This window comes from Novacetimonas sp. GS1 (genome assembly GCF_036686925.1).
Classification (GTDB): domain Bacteria; phylum Pseudomonadota; class Alphaproteobacteria; order Acetobacterales; family Acetobacteraceae; genus Novacetimonas; species Novacetimonas hansenii.
The window spans coordinates 1,869,963-1,888,871 of the sequence record NZ_VSZP01000001.1 but is presented as its reverse complement, the minus strand read 5'-3'; the positions used below and the strand labels follow the sequence as shown (position 1 = coordinate 1,888,871).

General features: G+C 59.3%; 14 protein-coding genes and 2 tRNA genes. 10 read left to right on the top strand and 6 right to left on the bottom strand.

Features of this window, described 5'->3' with window-relative positions:
* Window positions 1–101 precede the first annotated feature (101 nt).
* Window positions 102–1,334: a 23S rRNA (adenine(2503)-C(2))-methyltransferase RlmN gene (rlmN, locus tag FYB92_RS08620; protein WP_062808909.1), complete on the bottom strand. Its 1,233-nt coding sequence runs from the start codon at window positions 1,332–1,334 to the stop codon at window positions 102–104.
* A gap of 453 nt (window positions 1,335–1,787) precedes the next feature.
* On the opposite strand from rlmN, the gene FYB92_RS08615 reads away from it, so the two are divergent.
* The 3 genes from FYB92_RS08615 to FYB92_RS08605 all read left to right on the top strand — a co-directional run bounded on the left by FYB92_RS08615 (window position 1,788) and on the right by FYB92_RS08605 (window position 4,796).
* Complete coding sequence (locus tag FYB92_RS08615) at window positions 1,788–2,882, top strand: glycosyltransferase family 4 protein (protein WP_075632259.1); 1,095 nt, start codon at window positions 1,788–1,790, stop codon at window positions 2,880–2,882.
* Between the two features lie 258 nt (window positions 2,883–3,140).
* Entirely contained in the window at window positions 3,141–4,655 is a 1,515-nt protein-coding gene (locus FYB92_RS08610; protein ID WP_332828483.1) for a YifB family Mg chelatase-like AAA ATPase, read from the top strand.
* A 66-nt stretch (window positions 4,656–4,721) separates the two neighbouring features.
* Window positions 4,722–4,796, top strand: a tRNA-Val gene (locus FYB92_RS08605).
* Window positions 4,797–4,987: 191 nt separating this feature from the next.
* Here FYB92_RS08605 and FYB92_RS08600 read toward each other — a convergent pair.
* From FYB92_RS08600 to FYB92_RS08590, 3 genes are all read right to left on the bottom strand, one after another.
* Window positions 4,988–5,230, bottom strand: coding sequence for a hypothetical protein (locus FYB92_RS08600; protein WP_003620213.1), 243 nt, complete (start codon window positions 5,228–5,230; stop codon window positions 4,988–4,990).
* A gap of 180 nt (window positions 5,231–5,410) precedes the next feature.
* Window positions 5,411–7,297 (bottom strand): hypothetical protein, encoded by a 1,887-nt coding sequence (locus FYB92_RS08595; protein ID WP_332828482.1) that lies wholly within the window; start codon window positions 7,295–7,297, stop codon window positions 5,411–5,413.
* A 49-nt stretch (window positions 7,298–7,346) separates the two neighbouring features.
* Window positions 7,347–8,303 (bottom strand): mitochondrial fission ELM1 family protein, encoded by a 957-nt coding sequence (locus FYB92_RS08590; RefSeq protein ID WP_003620218.1) that lies wholly within the window; start codon window positions 8,301–8,303, stop codon window positions 7,347–7,349.
* A 99-nt stretch (window positions 8,304–8,402) separates the two neighbouring features.
* Here FYB92_RS08590 and FYB92_RS08585 point away from each other — a divergent pair, with 99 nt between their 5' ends.
* Both FYB92_RS08585 and FYB92_RS08580 read left to right on the top strand, forming a co-directional pair.
* Window positions 8,403–9,542 carry a DEAD/DEAH box helicase gene (locus FYB92_RS08585; protein WP_281649384.1) on the top strand — a complete coding sequence of 380 codons (1,140 nt, stop codon included), beginning with the start codon at window positions 8,403–8,405 and terminating at the stop codon, window positions 9,540–9,542.
* Between the two features lie 203 nt (window positions 9,543–9,745).
* A complete protein-coding gene (locus tag FYB92_RS08580; RefSeq protein WP_332828481.1) occupies window positions 9,746–10,801 on the top strand; it encodes a succinylglutamate desuccinylase/aspartoacylase family protein in 1,056 nt (351 codons plus the stop codon).
* 170 nt (window positions 10,802–10,971) lie between these two features.
* Here FYB92_RS08580 and glyA read toward each other — a convergent pair whose 3' ends face one another.
* A complete protein-coding gene (gene glyA / locus FYB92_RS08575) occupies window positions 10,972–12,258 on the bottom strand; it encodes a serine hydroxymethyltransferase (RefSeq protein WP_062808915.1) in 1,287 nt (428 codons plus the stop codon).
* A 177-nt stretch (window positions 12,259–12,435) separates the two neighbouring features.
* Here glyA and FYB92_RS08570 point away from each other — a divergent pair, with 177 nt between their 5' ends.
* The 3 genes from FYB92_RS08570 to FYB92_RS08560 all read left to right on the top strand — a co-directional run bounded on the left by FYB92_RS08570 (window position 12,436) and on the right by FYB92_RS08560 (window position 15,978).
* A complete protein-coding gene (locus FYB92_RS08570; protein WP_332828480.1) occupies window positions 12,436–13,923 on the top strand; it encodes an amino acid permease in 1,488 nt (495 codons plus the stop codon).
* A 103-nt stretch (window positions 13,924–14,026) separates the two neighbouring features.
* Complete coding sequence (hemB, locus tag FYB92_RS08565; RefSeq protein WP_003620228.1) at window positions 14,027–15,022, top strand: porphobilinogen synthase; 996 nt, start codon at window positions 14,027–14,029, stop codon at window positions 15,020–15,022.
* 182 nt (window positions 15,023–15,204) lie between these two features.
* Window positions 15,205–15,978, top strand: a complete 774-nt coding sequence (locus FYB92_RS08560; protein ID WP_062808917.1) for an arginyltransferase — start codon at window positions 15,205–15,207, stop codon at window positions 15,976–15,978.
* A gap of 731 nt (window positions 15,979–16,709) precedes the next feature.
* On the opposite strand, the gene FYB92_RS08555 is transcribed toward FYB92_RS08560, so the two are convergent.
* Window positions 16,710–16,783 (bottom strand) — tRNA-Gln (locus FYB92_RS08555).
* Between the two features lie 181 nt (window positions 16,784–16,964).
* Between FYB92_RS08555 and FYB92_RS08550 the strand changes: the two genes are divergently transcribed.
* Entirely contained in the window at window positions 16,965–18,122 is a 1,158-nt protein-coding gene (locus FYB92_RS08550) for a Ppx/GppA phosphatase family protein (protein ID WP_239015781.1), read from the top strand.
* Complete coding sequence (locus FYB92_RS08545) at window positions 18,097–18,864, top strand: RlmE family RNA methyltransferase (RefSeq protein ID WP_062808918.1); 768 nt, start codon at window positions 18,097–18,099, stop codon at window positions 18,862–18,864. The genes FYB92_RS08550 and FYB92_RS08545 overlap by 26 nt, the downstream gene beginning before the upstream one ends.
* Window positions 18,865–18,909 lie beyond the last annotated feature (45 nt).

The following is an 18,909-nucleotide window of genomic DNA, read 5'->3' as shown; positions in this document are numbered from 1 at the left end:
CTGTCGGCAGCATGCCGTCCTAGCATCCCAAAGCGCCCACGACCAGCAGCGAGGAAAGGTTTTATCAACCTCCCGGCAAAGCCATGCACGCAGGCACGGGCTCAGGCATTATCCGTGGTGGTGGCGGGCTGGCGACGGGCACGCTGGCTTTCGGTGCGCAACTGCCCGCATGCGGCAAGGATGTCACGCCCACGCGGCATGCGGATGGGGGATGCGAACCCGGCATCCATGACAATATTCGCAAACCGGTCGAGCTGTTCGCGCGTGGAGGGCTGAAACCGGCTGCCCGGCCACGGGTTGAACGGGATCAGGTTGACCTTGGCCGGGATACCCGCAATCAGACGCACCAGTTCACGGGCGTCGGCCTCGCTGTCGTTCACGCCACGCAACATGATATATTCAAACGTAATACGCCGCGCATTGCTGGCGGCGGGGTAACGGCGGCATGCGGCGATCAGATCGGCAATGGGATATTTGCGGTTCAGCGGCACCAGTTCATCACGCAGGTCGTCCCGAACGGCATGCAGGGAAATCGCCAGGTTGATGCCAAGTTCATCCCCGCATTGGTCCATCATCGGAATGACGCCGGACGTGGACAGGGTGATACGCCGCCGCGACAGGCCGATCCCTTCGCCATCCATGATAATCTTCATGGCCTTGGCAATATTTTCGTAATTGTACAGTGGCTCTCCCATGCCCATCAGTACGATGGTGGACAACAGACGCGGCGTTTCCCCCCGGGGACTGGGCCATTCGCCATAACTGTCGCGCGCAGCCATGAACTGCCCCACGATTTCCGCCGCGCCAAGGTTGCGTACCAGCCCCTGGGTGCCGGTATGGCAGAAGGTGCATGACAGCGTACAGCCAACCTGCGATGAAATGCACACCGCACCCCGGTCTTCGCGCCGGTCGGGGATATAGACGGTCTCCGCCTCCTGCCCGTCACGGAAACGGAACAGGAATTTGCGTGTCTCGTCACTCGACGTCTGGACAGTGGCAGCCTGTGGGCGGCTGATGACAAAACGCTCCGCCAGCTTTTCCTGCAGGGGCTTGGCAATCGAACTCATGCAGGAAAAATCGGTAGCCCCCTGATGATAGATCCAGTGCCATAACTGCTTGGTACGGAATGGCTTTTCCCCGATTTCCAGAAGAATTTCCGTCAATTCCTCCCGCGACAGTCCCACCAGTTCACGACGCCCGTCCGGCAGTACGGCCGAAGGCGGTGCGAACTGCGCCGATTTGGCAAGGATGCGGGTGCGTTCGTCATCGGTCAAAGCCGCTGCCGACGCGGCCTCCCGAACGGGATTGGCATATGGGGAAGTAACTTCGGACATAGCGAAACACGCCTTGATATTCGGGTCGGGACAGGTGCAGGAACGGGATTGCCCGCTCCCTAACACATCTGCCCCCCCGAAAGCGACCACAGACTATAAAGACTACGGCGAGAAGCCCTCTCATAAAATATGATGGAATTTCAAAAATCGGGGCCATCATGAATACGCAGATCCAACAGATGCCCCAACGGGAATGCCCACAATTAGGCAGGCAAGAGATCAAAGCCCTTGCGGGGGTATGACATGAAACCCACGCCGCATATAACGCTGTGCCGAGTTTCAGAACTGCCTGATCCTGTTGATATGATGCCGGCTTCCCCCGGCGTCCGACATGGCAGGCCCATAGGAGGCGGGCAGGGGGATGCGCGGACATGCACATCAGATACTGTTTTTTCGCCTTATCTTTAGCTACAACCGCCCATCCCTGAATATATTGACGGAACCTGACGGATAATGCGCATTGCCTATATCATAAACTCCCTTGAGGGTGGCGGCGCATGTTTCCCGGTTCCTGCCATCACATCCGTCTTTCGTCAGGCAGGACACGAAGTTGCGGTCTTCGCCCTGTCACGACGCGACGGCCTGGCACTTTCCCGACTGGAAGAGGCCGGACTTCAGGTGGAAATTTGTCCGACGGGGGAAAAACAACAGTTACAGACGCTGCGATGGCTCAATCAGGCGCTGACTGCATGGAAGCCCGATCTTCTGTGGACCTCGCTGATCCGCGCCACACTGCTGGGGCAGTTGATCGGCACGCGCCATCGCTGGCCCGTGGTCAGTTGGCAGCACAATGCAAATCCCAAACCCGCCAATCGACGCCTCCTGCTGGCGCAACGTCGGCTCTCATGTTTCTGGGTTGGGGATTCACAGTTCGTAACCGATGAAACGCACAGGATACTTGGCATTCCGCGCGACCGACTGGCGTGCTGGCCCATTTTCTATGCAACCCCAACGGCCCCGCAGGCACAGCCGTGGCGCAAGGGGGAAGTCATACGGATCGGGTCGCTGGGTCGCCTGTCGCGTGAAAAGGGATATGGGGATCTCTGTGCCGCTCTGGCACTGGTGCGCAAGGCAGGTCATAACCTGCCGCAATATGAAATTACCGTATGTGGTGAAGGAAACCACCGTGCCTTTATCGAGGAACGGTGCAGAGCGCATGGCCTCGACATGATCCGGTTTCCGGGTTTTGTGTCCAATACCCGCGATTTCATCGCGTCGCAGCATATGTATATACAGCCGTCACGCTGGGAAGGGTTCTGCGTCGCAATGCATGAGGCCATGCAGGGTGGCCTGCCGGTGCTTGGCACAACTGTCGGGGAAATGGGATATTCGGTGCAGGAGGGGAGGACCGGTTGGCGCGCCGCGCCACGAGACCCCCAATCACTGGCTGATGCACTGATCCGGGCACTGTCGCAACCGGAACGTTTCCATGACATGGGGCAGCAGGCGCGCGATTATGTCTGTACCCGGTTCAGTGAGCAGACCTTTACCCAGGCGGGGATGAGTATCCTGGAACGTGTGCGAACCATTACAGGAATTCGCAACTGATTGCCAAAGATCACCAACGCCATGCCATGGGCGCCATGTCAGGGACGTGGCGCCGGGAATTCATGATGGCTGGGGCCGGACATGGCGGATACGAAACCACGTCGCAGCACGCCGCAATGCGCCCCCGTCCGGTCTGCGCCTTATGTTCTATAATATATATTATGCCAACAATTATGTCCGTCTGGATGGGCATTGGCGCTTTGCGTCGCATTCCGGCATCATGAAATCCTGACTTACTGACGGATTGAATTCTGACCTATGGCTGACACGTTGCTGGCATGTATTCACGGCTTTGCGTTCTGTGGCATTGATGCCACACCCGTTAAGGTTGAAGTGCAACTTTCCACCGGGCTGCCATCATTCCTGATCGTCGGCCTGCCAGACAAGGCCGTCGCGGAATCCCGTGAACGTGTGCGTGCGGCCCTTTCGGCCATGGGGCTGGCGCTGCCGGCAAAGCGCATTGTCGTGAACCTGGCCCCGGCCAACCTCGCCAAGGAAGGATCACATTTCGACCTGCCCATCGCCCTTGCCCTACTTTGTGTCATGGGGGTCGTTCCTTATGATATGGCGAGCCGGTATGCGGCACTGGGTGAACTCTCGCTTGATGGTGGCATCAATCCCGTATGCGGCGTCCTGTCCGCGGGCATAAGCGCACATGATCTTTCGCTGGGCCTGATATGCCCACGCGCACAAGGCGTCGAAGCACGATGGGCCAGCGAGGCGATGGACATCCTCGCCGCGGACAGCCTCCCTGCCCTTGTCAATCATTTTCGGGGCCAGCAGATCCTGACGCCTGTTGAACTCCCCGACCTTGGGCGGGACACATCCGGTACGCCCACTCTCGACCTGGCAGATGTACGCGGTATGGAAAGTCCGAAGCGCGCGCTGGAAATTGCAGCAGCCGGCGGGCATTCGCTGCTGATGTCTGGCCCACCAGGGGCCGGGAAATCCATGCTGGCCGCACGCCTGCCAAGCATATTACCCAACCTGACAGCAGAAGAAATCCTGGAAGTCAGCCGTATCCACAGCGTCAGCGGCCTGCTATCGGACGGACATCCGATTATGCGCCCTCCTTTTCGCGACCCGCACCACTCCACCAGTCAGGCGGCACTGGGTGGTGGTGGCGCACGCGCACGCCCCGGCGAAGTCAGCCTCGCACATCGGGGCGTACTGTTTTTGGATGAACTGCCAGAATTTTCCCGCCATGCACTGGAAACCCTTCGCCAGCCCCTTGAAACCGGTTCCATCACAATCGCCCGCGCGGCAGCACACGTGACCTACCCTGCCCGTTTTCAGTTCATTGCCGCCATGAACCCATGCCGTTGCGGATATCTTGGCGATGCCGCGCAGGAATGCCGCAAGGCGCCGCGCTGTGGCGAGGATTATCAGGCCCGCATTTCCGGCCCGCTTCTGGACCGTATGGACATGTATGTACGCGTCGAACCCGTACCCCTGGGGCAGATCGCCGGGCTTGAACGTGGGGAAAGCAGCGCCATCGTGGCCGAACGGGTTGAGGCGGCCTATGCGCGGCAGCGCAACCGGCAGGACGGCCTGCGCAACGCCGAAGCCAGTATCGACCTGTTCCCCATTCAGGCGTCAGCACGCGATTATGCCGTCATGGCCTCCGAACGTCTGCATCTGTCGGCCCGTGGTTATACCCGCCTGTTGCGCGTGGCACGTACGATCGCCGATCTGGCAAGCGTGGCAGAGATTGAGCAGGGTCATGTTGCCGAAGCCCTCGCCTATCGTTTGCGCCGCCCTGTACGAAGATAAAAAATCCTGTCTTCAGGTGCTTGCATCCCATCAAAGGATCGACTAATAACACCTCACCGAACGGATGGGTGCGTAGCTCAGCGGTAGAGCATCGCCTTCACACGGCGGGGGTCACAGGTTCAATCCCTGTCGCACCCACCATCCGGCCTTCCCCTATAAGACAGAAATTTCTAGTGAATCTTGTTTCCATAAAAGATTCGCACGGCCACGCCCAAAAGAGCGATGTCCCGTTTTTTCTTATATAACCCCTTCCCGCCTCTATGCGTCAGTGACCGGACAGGTCGTGCGGCCCGCCCCTGTTTCGGGACGGGCCATATCAATTCCAGCCCGGATTAACGGACCTTCTTTTCCCCCAGGATGTGAAGGCACAGCGCCCGCAGTTCGTCTGCCGTCACGCCCTCCGGGTTATGTTCCGCCTTCTTGGCGATGTCCTTTTCAATACCGGCATGTTCCTTACCAACATGCGCGGCAAGCATGATGACTTCCTCACGGGTCAGCAGCTTGGGTTCATGCTGCCCGCGAGCAGCCAGCTTCTGCAGGTGTTCAGTAGCGGAAGGCGTATGTGAATCGGTCATTTCAGTATCATCCCTTTGTGATTCCATCACTCTATCGTGGCGATCACAGTCCGGTAAGAAACGCACGGGCATGGCGGGGTTACGTGAAAAGCGCGATACCCAGCCCCGCGCCAGGCGCGCAACATCGGGACACTGTTTGAAAACAGCCCCTTGTATACAGCAGCCTGCCCGGGCAGCTCTTCAGAACCCGAACATATGGTCCAGCGAAAACACGCCATCCGCGCGCAGGCGTCCATGATATCCGAACAGGCGGCAGGACTGGTCACGGATCATGACATATCCACCCGCCCCCGTGCGATCGATGGCATCCTGCCCGAAAATCAGGTGTGGCCAGAGCGTCAGCGACCCACGTGCGGGAATGCTGACCTGCCTTTCCCCTATCTTCCGGCCCGTTTCGTCATGCAGGACCAGCACGGTAGAAGATCTGTCATGCCACGCGCCCGACACAGGATAGATAAGATGACAGAAACTTGGCGCATGTCCCGCACCAGCCTGCAGGAAAAGACGTGTCGTCAACCCCGGCGGTGGCCCGGAATAAGATTGCGGTTCGTTGCGATAGGTCATGACCGTGTTGAAGATATGCGCCCCGAAACTGGTTTCCGCGACATGTCCCGTCATCAGATCTTCATACCGTATCAGGGCATGCAGCCAGCCATCCGCATGCCCCCCGTCACGGAAGTCATAGACCAGTTCCCCATGCCCTGCCCGCCCGGTGATGTCGGACAGGTCCTGCGCCATCTCAAAACCACGCGTCAGGCACCCAAGAAAACGTGAACCTGACGGTCGCCCCTCCTCGTCAAAACAGTCGATCCGCACTGGCATCGTCTCCAGCGCATGCGACATGGGCGCGGGTTGCAGTGTCGTGCGGTAACGCGCAGGATCGGGCACCGGGAACGGCAGGAGATAGCCCCGCCCGAAAAAACGCGATGGCAGGCTGGCAATCCCGGGATCATGCCCAAGGTCGCTGCGTTCCACATTCAGATGCGCAATGCGGATGCCGGTAGACGCCCGGATTTCATAGCGCGGACGCACCACATGATAACCGCCATGGAACTCAAGCTGCTCAGGCCATGCGGCGTGGGGCAGGTATTCGTTTACGCATACCCCCACCGTTTCATATGGGCCAAGGGGCCGGTCGATGGGAACCCGCGTATCATGACCCATGCGTCCCAACGCCATGGCGTTGGCGGGAACAGGCACCGCATGACTGTTCTGGACCCACAGGATCACCTTTTCCCCCCGTCGGGGCGCAGGCAGGTTGGCATAGCGTTCGGCAGGCCAGGCATTGGCATCATGCGTGACGGACAGGGTATTGCTGGCATCATCGCCATGGATTTCCAGCGCATATTTGACAACATCATGTCCCGCCACCCCAAGGACATGGATAAAAAGCTGGCCCGTAAAGGCGCCAAGGCCAAAACGACGCCGGACCTGCGCACTCTCCACAATGATTGACTGTTCTGGTGCGAAGGGGCCTTCAACCCAGCTTGCAAGGGGATGGCCATCCTGACCGAACAGGCGCAGCCATAACCGGACTTCGCCCGCGCCATAACGTGCCCAGTAATTGGTGGTGACAAGACGGGTGGACAGCCCCCCTTCATCGCGGAAAAATGCATGATTTGTCGCGAAATTCAGGCGATTGAGATAGGTCCCCGCGACAGTAAGCATCCCGTCAGGCAACCGGGCATCCGCCAGCGTGAAGATTTCCACCCCCACAGGCAGGATATCACGCAGCCGGGTGCAGACCCGTTCATGTTCGAAATCCAGCGCCCACACAGCCCGCACGGGGGCCTGCGGCAGATCGGCAAGTGCCCGGGTCAGGCCACAGGCCGTTGGCTGTCCCACCTTCTCGCTATCATGGACATAGATACCCTCAATCCGCATTTCCTGCGGCAGGAGCGCAAGGAGGGTAGCCGCATGTCCGGCCGGGTCATAGATCGCAACCGGCCCCTTATCGTGGAACACCCGCACCAGCGCCGCCAGACGCTCCGCCGCCAGGGGATGGGAAAATGCCTTGTAGGCGATATTGCCGCCAGTGCGTGCGTCATAGGTGCGGATATCGAGCATGCCTGTTTTATGTCATAATTGCCTGCTGGAAACACGCATTATTCGCAGATCATTTCAGGTTCAGCCTGTGACGCATTTCCTGCGCGACAGCCTGCGTGTCATCCAGCGGCGCAACCGGCCAGTCACGCATGCGCCCGTCAAATACCCGGATACGTCCCGCCTGTGTCAGGTCCTGCATGAACAGCCCGATCCGACGCGAACGCCCCGGCAACGCCGCGACCATGACCGGCGCCTGCGTCGCCACGGCCTCTGATATCATCGAAACACTGTCCGCCGTCACCACAATGGCGTCCGCGCAGGCAAGCAGGCCGAGATAGGGATTCTCCCCTTCCATGTCCCACACCCATGCCCCCTTGGGCGACAGGTGGTGCGACAGGATCTCCCTGACCTCCACACCGGTTCGCCGCGACGGGGTCAGCGCCAGGCCCACCCCGTCGCAGTCGATCATCCGCCCGAGCTGCGCGGCAAGGGCGTGCCCCTCCGCCGCACCAAGCCGGAATCGCCCATTCCCCCCACCGACAAGGACACTGACCAAGGGGCGTGGCAGGTGGGCAAGGCGTGGCGCCCATACGCGCCGGGCCTGCGCAAGGCATTCGGGGGAGACACCATGCAACGCCGTGCGTGACAGTACGACGTTCGGGCCTGAAATCTCGTCATGACGGTTGGCGATCACCAGGTCGAATTTCCGCAGGTCCATGCGCGGGTTCTGTATCTGCACCACCCGGCCACCACGTGCCCGCATGGCCGCGCCAACCGCCCCCCCCGTGCCACCGATGCTGATCATCACGCCCGACGGCCCCATGCAGGTTGCGGGCATCTGCAACGGACGGATGGCACGCAGGGGCATGGGCCACCATGATGCAGGCAGGTAACGCCAGCCGGGGCGTACCATGACCGGGCAGAGCACGGGGGTCAGCCCCGCACGCCGCGCGAGGCCGAAAGCCTGTGATTTCATGCCGGCAAAATCTTCGGCGATCACACCTGCCGTGGGATCGGCGGGGGGCATCAGTGGGGGCGTCATGGCATGCATCTGGCGCACCGGGAATCGCAACGTCAATCCCTTTCCCTTTTCCTGTGGGGGCAAAGCACTGTATGGCTTGGCGCGATGACCGAAGATCCCTGCGCCTCCTTTGTTGAAACCGGCCTTACGGCACCCGTGCGGGACAACCTGTCGCGCATGGGGGTACGCATTCCCTCGCCCATTCAGATACAGGCCATTCCCCCGATTCTGTCCGGGCGGGACGTGGAAGGCATCGCCCCGACCGGCACCGGCAAAACCATCGCGTTTGCCGCCCCCCTTACGCAGCGTCTGCTTGGGGCGCCACATGAACGCATCCCCCATGTGGCACGCATCATCTGCCTGTCCCCCACACGGGAACTGGCCAACCAGACCGGCGGGGCATGGCGCGGATGTGCGAAAGGCACCGGCCTGAAGGTGGTGGTGACCATCGGTGGCGTGCCAAGGGCGCGGCAGGTGCGCGACCTGGAGGCGGGCGCGGATATCCTTGTCGCCACGCCCGGACGTCTTGTGGACCTGTTATCCGATGGTGCGGTGGTGGCAGATGCCACGACGGCCCTTGTGGTGGACGAGGCTGACCGGATGCTCGATCTTGGTTTCATCGACGACATGATGTCCATCGCATCCCGCCTGCCGGTCACGCACCAGACATTGCTGTTTTCCGCCACCATGCCTGCCGAAATTGTCGATCTGGGGCGCAGGCTGCTGCACCGGCCAGTGCGGGTGAAGGTGGACGCCGCCGATGCCCCGCCACCACGTATCCGCCAGCAGGTCATGTTCATCCCCCCCCGACACAAGCTGGGTGCGCTGGTGTCTTTCCTGTCCACCCACCCGTCGCGGCGTGTTTTGATCTTTACCGAAACCCGGCGGCAGGCGGATGACCTGGCAAACGCTCTGGGACGGGAGATGACATGCGGTGTCATGCATGGTGAACACACGCAGGCGCGACGGGAACGTACGTTGCGTGATTTCCGCGATCACAAGCTGCATGTCCTGATCGCAACGGATGTGATGGCACGGGGTATTGACGTGGAAGATGTCATGCTGGTGGTCAATTACGATATTCCCCGCCAAGCTGAGGCTTATGTACATCGCATCGGGCGTACGGCGCGCGCGGGCCGCCAGGGAAGCGCACTGTCACTCTGCGCACCAGAAGAGCGCCTGTTGCTCAAGGACATCGAACGCGTGACTGGCGCGCGGCTGAAGGCAATCGATCCCCCCGCATAATCCCGACTGGATCAGTCCCACTGAATAATTCCCGCAGCGCAATCTGCCTGCGTAAAGCACGCGTGATGCTGGCGTATAAATGAACGTGCCATGGATTGCAGGCCGTGGGCGAGGCGATAAACTTGCCCCATGACCCCTCGCCTCCGTCCCCACCGGCATCCTGAAGGTGCGTGCTGCCCTACTGTACGGGACATGCTGCCCGCATGAAGCACCTTCCCCCTGTGGACGCCGTCCCGATACGCACGCGCCGTCGTGGCGTCTTCATGGAAACACTGCCCCCCCCGCCTGCGCCTTTGCCACGCTTCAAGGTCGAGGTTCCTCCCCCCGACCTGTCCGCATGGCGCGAGGGCAATTGCGGCATTCCCGGCGTCATGCATTTCGAAAGCCGCCGTGTCGGACCACATGTCGTGGTGGTGTGCCTGATCCACGGCAATGAATATACCGGCGCAATCGTAATGGACGAATTGCTGCGTGCGCGCATACGTCCCGCCACAGGGCGACTGTCTGTCATCTTCGCCAATATTGGGGCGCTGGCACAGTTTGATCCCGAACGTCCGGTGGCCTCACGCTTCATTGACGAAGACATGAATCGTGTCTGGTCCGAAGACACATTGCATGGCGCACGGTCTTCGCATGAACTCAACCGCGCGCGGCAGATCCTGCCGGTCATCCACACGGCGGACATTCTGATGGACCTGCATTCCATGCTGTGGCCCGGCAGGCCGCTGATCCTGTCGGGACGGGCTGCGCGCGGCATCACCCTTGCGCAACAGATCGGTGCGACGGAACTGATTGTTGCAGATGACGGCCATGCCGATGGCACACGCCTGATCGACTTTGCACGTTTTTCCTCCCCCCATACGCAGGCACGCGCATGCCTGCTGGAAGCAGGGCAGCACTGGCAGGTGCAAACACTGCATACCGCGCGCAGGGCCGTACGTGCCCTGTTGCGCCCGTCCTGCCTCCTGACAGGGAATATCCAAAAAACATGGGAGGTCGAAAAAACAATCGCCGAAACACCGCCTACAACGCGCATGCGATGCATGGTGGTCACGGACCTTGTTCGTGCGCAGTCCTCGCGCTTTACCTTTGTCTCGCCGTTCTGCGGCGGGGATATCATCGCACAGCGTGGCACGCTGCTGGCACGCGATGGCGATGACGAAATACGTACGCCCTATGACGACTGCATGCTGGTCATGCCCAACCTGCGACCGGGCCGGGGGCAGACCGCGCTGCGCCTTGCACGGCATGTCCCGTGATGGGCGGCAGGCAATAGAGCCCCAAACCCGGTATCGCGAGACGTAATCTGGCGTGGATTTTGACCGTAACACTTTGAAGGACGCCGCCTTCATGGAAAAAGACGGCGCCCGACAGTCACGTCATGACGTTATCCACGAACCTTCGCAGGCGGATAACGCATCAGACCCGATCAGGAATAGATCGGGAAACGCGCGCACAGCGCCTTGACACGTGCATGCACGTCCTGCTCCGTCTTCGGGCAGCCTTCTTCGCCCCCCTTTGCCAGCGCACTCAGCACTTCATCAATCATCAGGCCGACCTCACGGAATTCCGCCGCGCGGAAACCACGTGCCGTCGCAGCCGGACTGCCGAGGCGGATGCCCGACGTGATGGCAGGTTTTTCAGGGTCGAAGGGAATGGCGTTCTTGTTCGCGGTAATGCCCGCACGTTCCAGACTGCGTTCGGCGGCACGGCCCGTCACACCCTTGGGACGCAGATCAACAAGGATCAGGTGACAATCCGTGCCGCCCGTGACGATATCAAACCCACGTTCCACCAGTGTTTCACCCAGCACACGGGCATTGTCGGCAACCGCCTTCTGATACTCGATGAAATCGGGACGCAGGGCCTCGCCAAAGGCCACGGCCTTTGCGGCGATGACATGCATCAGCGGCCCCCCCTGAAGGCCGGGGAAAACGGCTGAATTGATCTTCTTGGCAAGATCGGCATCATTGGTCAGGATCAGGCCACCGCGCGGACCGCGCAGGGTCTTGTGCGTTGTGCTGGTCACGACATGGGCATGCGGAAGAGGCGAAGGATACAGTCCCGCCGCGACAAGCCCGGCGAAATGGGCCATGTCCACCATCAAGAAGGCGCCGACCTCATCCGCAATCGCACGGAAACGTGCGAAGTCGATGATGCGGGGATAGGCCGAGCCCCCCGCCACGATCAGCTTGGGCTTTGCCTCACGCGCCAGGCGTTCCATTTCCTCGTAATCCAGCAGGCCGTCTTCCTGACGCACGCCGTACTGCACCGCATTGAACCACTTGCCCGAATAGTTCGGGGCCGCGCCATGGGTCAGATGGCCACCTGCGGCAAGGCTCATGCCCAGCACGGTATCGCCCGGCTGCACCAGCGCCATGAATGCCGCCTGGTTGGCATTTGCGCCGGAATGCGGCTGCACATTGGCGAACTGCGCATTGAACATCTTCGTCACGCGTTCGATGGCCAAGGCCTCGACCTTGTCCACCTCCACACAGCCACCGTAATAGCGGCGACCGGGATAGCCTTCGGCGTATTTGTTCGTCAGGACACTGCCCTGCGCGGCCATGACGGCGGCGGACACCATGTTTTCACTGGCGATCAGTTCGATGCCGTCGCGCTGACGGATTTTCTCCGCCTCGATGATATTCGCGACATCCGCATCGACCTCGCTGAGGGGGGCACGAAAAAACTGCTTCAGGCCTGTCTGGTTCATAGGGTCCGACACCGTTATAATTCTCCATCGTCTAAAGACGGCTGATGCCTTCCTTGTGCAAGAGGGCATGGATACAGCGTTGCTATGTGCCATATCGTGGCGGTTAGACAACGCCAAAATGACGGAGCGTCCTGATTTGATCCTTTCCTGTGTCCCGATTGACGGGAAATATCGCGCATGACACGCACCGTAAGCAGTGGTTTCCTTGCATCCCTCCTGCGGCGGCAGGACGTGTCGGTCAAAGCCTCCTCAGCCGGGGGGCTGAAACGCGTGCTGGGGCCGGTCAACCTGATCGCGCTGGGCGTGGGGGGCACGATCGGCGCGGGCCTGTTCTCCCTGACCGGGATCGCCGCCTCCACCAATGCAGGGCCTGCGGTCGTACTGTCCTACCTGCTGGCGGCCATTGCATGCAGCTTTGCCGGGCTGTGTTACAGCGAACTCGCCAGCATGATCCCGATCGCCGGCAGCGCCTATACCTATGCCTATGCCGCGCTTGGTGAACTGGTGGCATGGATCATCGGGTGGGACCTTGTGTTGGAATATGCAGTCGGGGCGGCCGCCGTCTCCGTCAGTTGGTCACGCTATGTGACATCGCTGCTTGCGGGCTGGGGGATCGGGATTTCCCCGCGCCTGACCGCCTCCCCGTTTGAAACGGTACTGCTGTCCGATGGGACGCAGGCACATGGGCTGATCAACCTGCCTGCCGCCTTCATCATCGTGGCCATTTCCTTGCTGCTGATACGCGGCATTTCTGAATCCGCACGGGTCAATGGCGTTATCGTGGTCATAAAGCTGGCGATTATCGCGGCTGTGATCGGCTTTGGCCTGCCCTATATCAAGGTGGCGAACTATACCCCCTTCATTCCGCCCAATACCGGGGAATTCGGGCATTTCGGCTTTTCCGGCGTGATGCGCGCGGCAGGGACGATCTTCTTCGCCTATGCGGGGTTTGACGCCATTTCCACCACTGCACAGGAAACACGCAATCCCGCCCGTGACATGCCGATTGGCATCCTGGGCAGCCTGCTGATCTGTACGCTGGCCTATGTGCTGTTTTCCTTCGTGCTGACAGGGCTGGTCAATTACAAGGACATGCTGGGCGATGCGGCCCCCGTTGCGACGGCCATCGACCAGACACCTTTCGGCTGGCTGAAGGTCGCGGTGAAGATTGGTGTCATCTGCGGGTTTACATCGGTACTGCTGGTACTCCTTCTGGGACAGAGCCGGGTCTTTTACGCCATGTCACGCGACGGGCTGTTGCCGCGGATCTTCAGTGTGACCCATTCCGTGCGCCAGACGCCCGCCTATTCACACCTGTTCTTCATGCTGCTGACCGGCAGTTTCGCGGCGTTCCTGCCCATCGACCAGCTTGCGCACATGACCTCCATCGGCACATTGCTGGCCTTTGCCATTGTCTGCCTGGGCGTCATCATGCTGCGCATGCATGAACCCGACCGCACCCGCGCCTTTCGCGTGCCGGGGGGATATGTCATCCCGGTGCTGGGCATCATATCATGCCTTGCCGTCATGGCTTCGCTCGACGGGCTGACATGGGTCCGCCTTATCATATGGCTGGCGGTCGGGATCATGATCTACCTCTGCTATGGACATCGCAACAGTGTCCTGGGCCGCAGCAACGCAGGACATAAAGAGGACGATGCATAGGGCACGCACTGGATTTCATGTCCTGCGGGTTAACGCATCATAATTTGGCATCACACAGGCCCGGTTCCATACTCGGGCCGCTTTTTTCAGGAGGCTGCATTTCATGACCATCGGTCGTTTTCCCCATACCCGCCTGCGACGTAACCGACGGGACAGTTTCACCCGTCGCCTTGTGCGCGAAACCACGCTGACGACCGATGACCTGATCTGGCCGATTTTCGTTACCGAAGGCACGGATAGCGTCACCGATGTCGCCTCCATGCCCGGCGTGCGCCGCGTCAGCCTCGACCGGTTGGCCGCCCATGTGGAACCTGCGGCAAAGCTTGATATCCCTGCCCTTGCCCTGTTTCCCATCACGCCGACGGAACTGCGTGATGAAAAAGGGACCGAAGCCCTGAACCCCGACAGCCTGATGTGCCGTGCGGCACGCCTGCTGAAGCGTGAATTCCCGGAAATCGGCCTGATTGGCGACGTGGCGCTCGACCCCTATACCAGCCACGGCCATGATGGGTTGATCGAGGACGGATATGTCATCAACGACCCATCCGTGAAAATCCTGACCCAGCAGGCGCTGAACCAGGCGGCAGCCGGGATCGACATCATCGCCCCATCGGACATGATGGACGGGCGCATCGGTTCCATCCGTCAGGCACTTGACGCACAGGGCATGCACGACACGCGCATCATGTCCTATGCCGTCAAATATGCCAGTGCATTCTATGGCCCGTTCCGTGATGCACTGGGATCTGGCGGGTTGCTGAAGGGGGACAAGAAGACATATCAGATGGACCCTGCCAATAGCGACGAGGCCCTGCGTGAGGTTGCCCTTGACCTTGATGAAGGTGCCGACATGGTCATGGTCAAACCCGGCATGCCATATCTGGACATCATCCAGAAAGTGCGTGAAAGATTCGCGGTACCGACCTTCGCCTATCAGGTATCTGGCGAATATGCGATGATCATGGCGGCGATCCAGAACGGATGGCTGGACCGTGATCGCACGATCCTGGAAAGCCTGACTGCCTTTAAGCGTGCGGGCGCCAATGGGGTCCTGACTTATTTCGCACTTGATGCCGCACGGCTCCTGCTCGAAGGCTGATCTGCCCCCCCGATACCGACGCGAAAGAGATGTGATCGCGTCGGTATTGCGGTTTGTAATGCGATCCAGCCAAAGATACGTTATCATCACGGCCATCGTTCTGTTTTCCCATCCCTGCGCATTGGTATTTTTAACCGATGGAGGGAATGAAAACGGGCATCGTGAACTGCTGGTGAACCCGTATGACCTATACATCACCACGGCATCCGCAACTGTTCTATACAACTGCGCCGATGCCCTGCCCCTATCTGCCGGAGCGTATGGAGCGCAAGGTCGTTACCGATATTACCGGCCCACAGGCGGAACAGCTTCATAATCGGCTTTCCAGTGCTGGTTTCCGCCGCAGCCACACAATCGCCTATGCCCCGGTCTGCGCCGGATGTACCGCCTGCGTGCCCATTCGCCTGCCGGTCAACCGCTTCCGCCCCGATCGCACGCAACAGCGTATTTTCCGCCGTAACCGCGAACTGCTCAGCATGGATGTCCTGCCCCGTGCGACAGAAGAACAATTCGCCCTGTTCCGGCGATATCAACTGTCACGACATGGCAATGGCGACATGGCAGGCATGAATGCGGGCGATTACCGTAACATGATCGAAGATACGCCCATCCGGACCTTCATGATCGAATTCCGTGACCATAGCGGCCAACTGATCTGTGTCAGCCTGCTGGACCGGGTCGAAGACGGGCTCTCGGCCGTCTATACCTTTTTCGATCCTGATATGCCACGACGGTCCCTTGGTACTTATGCCATCCTGTATCTGGTGGAGCGTGTCCGCATGATGGGGCTGTCACACCTCTATTTAGGATACTGGATCAAGGGTAGCCCCAAGATGGCATACAAATCGCGCTTCCGCTCTGCAGAGATCATGCGGCGTGGCGTGTGGACCGAACTGGTGGAACCCCAGCACGATACGTCACATTTCCTGCCGGTACTGCCGGTTACGGTGGGATAGTCTCTCCTCCCCCCGACAACGGTTTGGGCAGCACGGTTTGAACTGTTCAAGTCCAGAGCATATGTCGACTGGACACCCCATGCCTCCAGAATTTATCGCCCATCAACAATGGAAAAATTCTCTCAATAATATTGGTTTTTTCTGAAGACAGGCGAAACATATTTCTGCCGTAGTGCTTAAAATCGCACATCCAAATAAATCATTAATACTTCCATACGCAAATAAAAAACCATTAGATCATATTATTTATTATAAGAGATAAAATTTATAGATACAATGATTGCATTTACTTAATTAGATTTATGATTCAAGTGTTATTATACTAAAAAACAAATATAAAAAATAAATACTACATGAATTATATTATGGAAAATCTCTCCATGTGGGAACCATTCCAAAAGAGATGTTGTAGAGGCACAGACACACATGACGCCCATTTGAATATATTTCTATTTTTTTTGTAGGATATTATGCATCTTAATTTGCATGTTTATGCGAATTATCCAAGGGCACTCTTAGGTGCCCTTGGATAATTGCTAGATACTGGTTTTCCGCCCGAGATGATATCAGGGGATATCTGTTCTGGGTACCTGGCTTTGCGGGGGTCAGTGATTCTGGATTTGCATGAAAATGGCTGACAGAGCGGAAAACCGACTTTAAGGCTCTACACAGCTTTCTACAAACACCTGTTCTCGTGCCTGTAAGGCATTGATTTTATTTCAGAAAAATAATGGCTGGGGGACCTGGATTCGAACCAGGGCTGACCGGGTCAGAGCCGGTAGTTCTACCGCTAAACTATCCCCCAGCAGATCTACCCCGTTAAGGTAGAAAGCGCTGTCGTTGCGGTGAAGGGGTGATAGCATCGGTGCATGAGGTGCGCAACCACCTTTTTTCGATCTTTTCATGCAATTACATATTTGACTTGCGTTTAATGCAGGACAGTCCCCACAATGATGGAATGCCTTGAAAGGCAAAGGATTGCACGCATGCTCCACGACGTTCCCCGTCCCGCTGTGCCGGGACAAGGCCACCAGATGTTCGGGATGTCTGATTTCAGGCGTCTTCCGTACGCCGCGCCCTTGTACGCGGCTCTGGATCTGGGAACTCACAACTGCCGCCTGATGGTGGCCGCTCCTGCCGGACGCGGCTTTCGTGTCATAGACAGCTTCAGTCGTGTCGTGCGGCTTGGCGAGGGACTGCATCACACGGGACGCCTTGGGCAGGATGCGATGGCCCGCACGGCCGACGCCCTGCGGGCATGTGCCTTACGAATGCGCCGTGCCGGACTGAAGAAATATACAGCCATCGCGACGGAAGCCTGCCGTCGTGCTGAAAATGGACTGGCGTTCCTTGATGGCATCCGCGACGAAACCGGATTGTCCATTTCCATCATCTCCGCGCGCGAAGAAGCGGAACTGGCGCTGACAAGTTGCGCCTCGCTGTTGCATGACGGTCGCTTCTCCCCCCTGCGGGAACGTGCATTGCTGTTTGATATCGGTGGCGGATCGACGGAAATTGCATGGGTGCGTACAGACCATGCCCGCGCGCGGCAGTCCCTGATCGGGTATCTGAGCCTGCCGATGGGCGTGATCACCATATCGGAACAGCTTGGCGATTCGGCATTTACGCCCGGGGGATACCGGCACATGGTCGCAATGGTCCGTGCGCAGCTGGAGGCGTTTGAGGACGTACATTGCATCCGGCGTGAAATTGCATGTGGCAATGTCGTATTGATGGGCACCAGCGGTACGGTAACGACGCTGGCCAGTGTCGCGCTGGGACAGATCCGTTATGACCGGTCCATGATTGACGGCGCGACCCTGTCAATGACGCAGGCGCTGAAGGTGATCAGGCGACTGAATGGCATGGATCGGGCGGGGTTGTCCGGCCATGTGGGAATCGGCCCTGACCGTGCGCGCTATATCATGGCGGGTTGCGCGATTTTCGAGGCAATCCAGCAGGCATGGCAGGTGCCCGAAGTGGTCGTGGCGGATCGAGGATTGCGTGATGGCATGCTTTTGCGCATGATTGACAGGAGTTCGCGTATCGCTTTGCAGCCGGTACCTTCATCCTTTTCTCCTGTCCGGCACAAGCTGAGGCCGACGAACGGTCCCTTACATGAAACGACGACCAGCAGACCCTAAACCCAGAATTCCGGGAAAATCACGTTCCAGCAGCCTGACCCCCGGCGAAACCCTGTCCAGTGCCGATTCCGGCGCTGTCCGTTCTGCCCGGAACCAGACCGTGACTGTCAAGAAGGCGCGCGGCCGCACCACGGCGCAGCATCGCTGGCTTCAACGGCAGCTTAACGACCCTTACGTGCAGGCGGCACAGAAACAGGGCTGGCGTTCACGTGCCGCATTCAAGCTGATAGAGCTTGACGACCGTTTTCACCTGATCCGGCCGGGCATGCGCGTGGTTGATCTTGGCGCCGCCCCCGGTGGGTGGGCACAGGTGGCGGTAAAACGGGGGGCAAGCCACGTCATAGGCGTGGACCTTTTGCCGGTTGACCCGGTGCCGGGCGCCACAATCATCGAGGGGGATTTTAACGATCCCGACATGCCAGAACGCCTGCGTGAACTGCTTGACGGTGCGCCGGACCTGGTGATGTCCGACATGGCCCCCAACACCACCGGACATGCCCCGACGGACCACCTGCGCATCATCGGCCTTGCCGAACTGGCACTGGATTTCGCGACCCAGATTCTCGCACCAGGGGGGAGCTTCATTGCCAAGGTGTTTCAGGGAGGGGCGGAAAAGCAGATGCTTCAGGCGCTGAAACGTTCCTTTGGGCAGGTCCGGCATGCAAAGCCACCAGCCAGCCGCAAGGAATCCAGTGAACTTTATGTCATCGCCACCGATTTCCGGGGACGTGATACGAACTAAGTGCCGGGGGCCTGTCCCCTTTTCTCCCGGTTCTGAGTGGGGGGA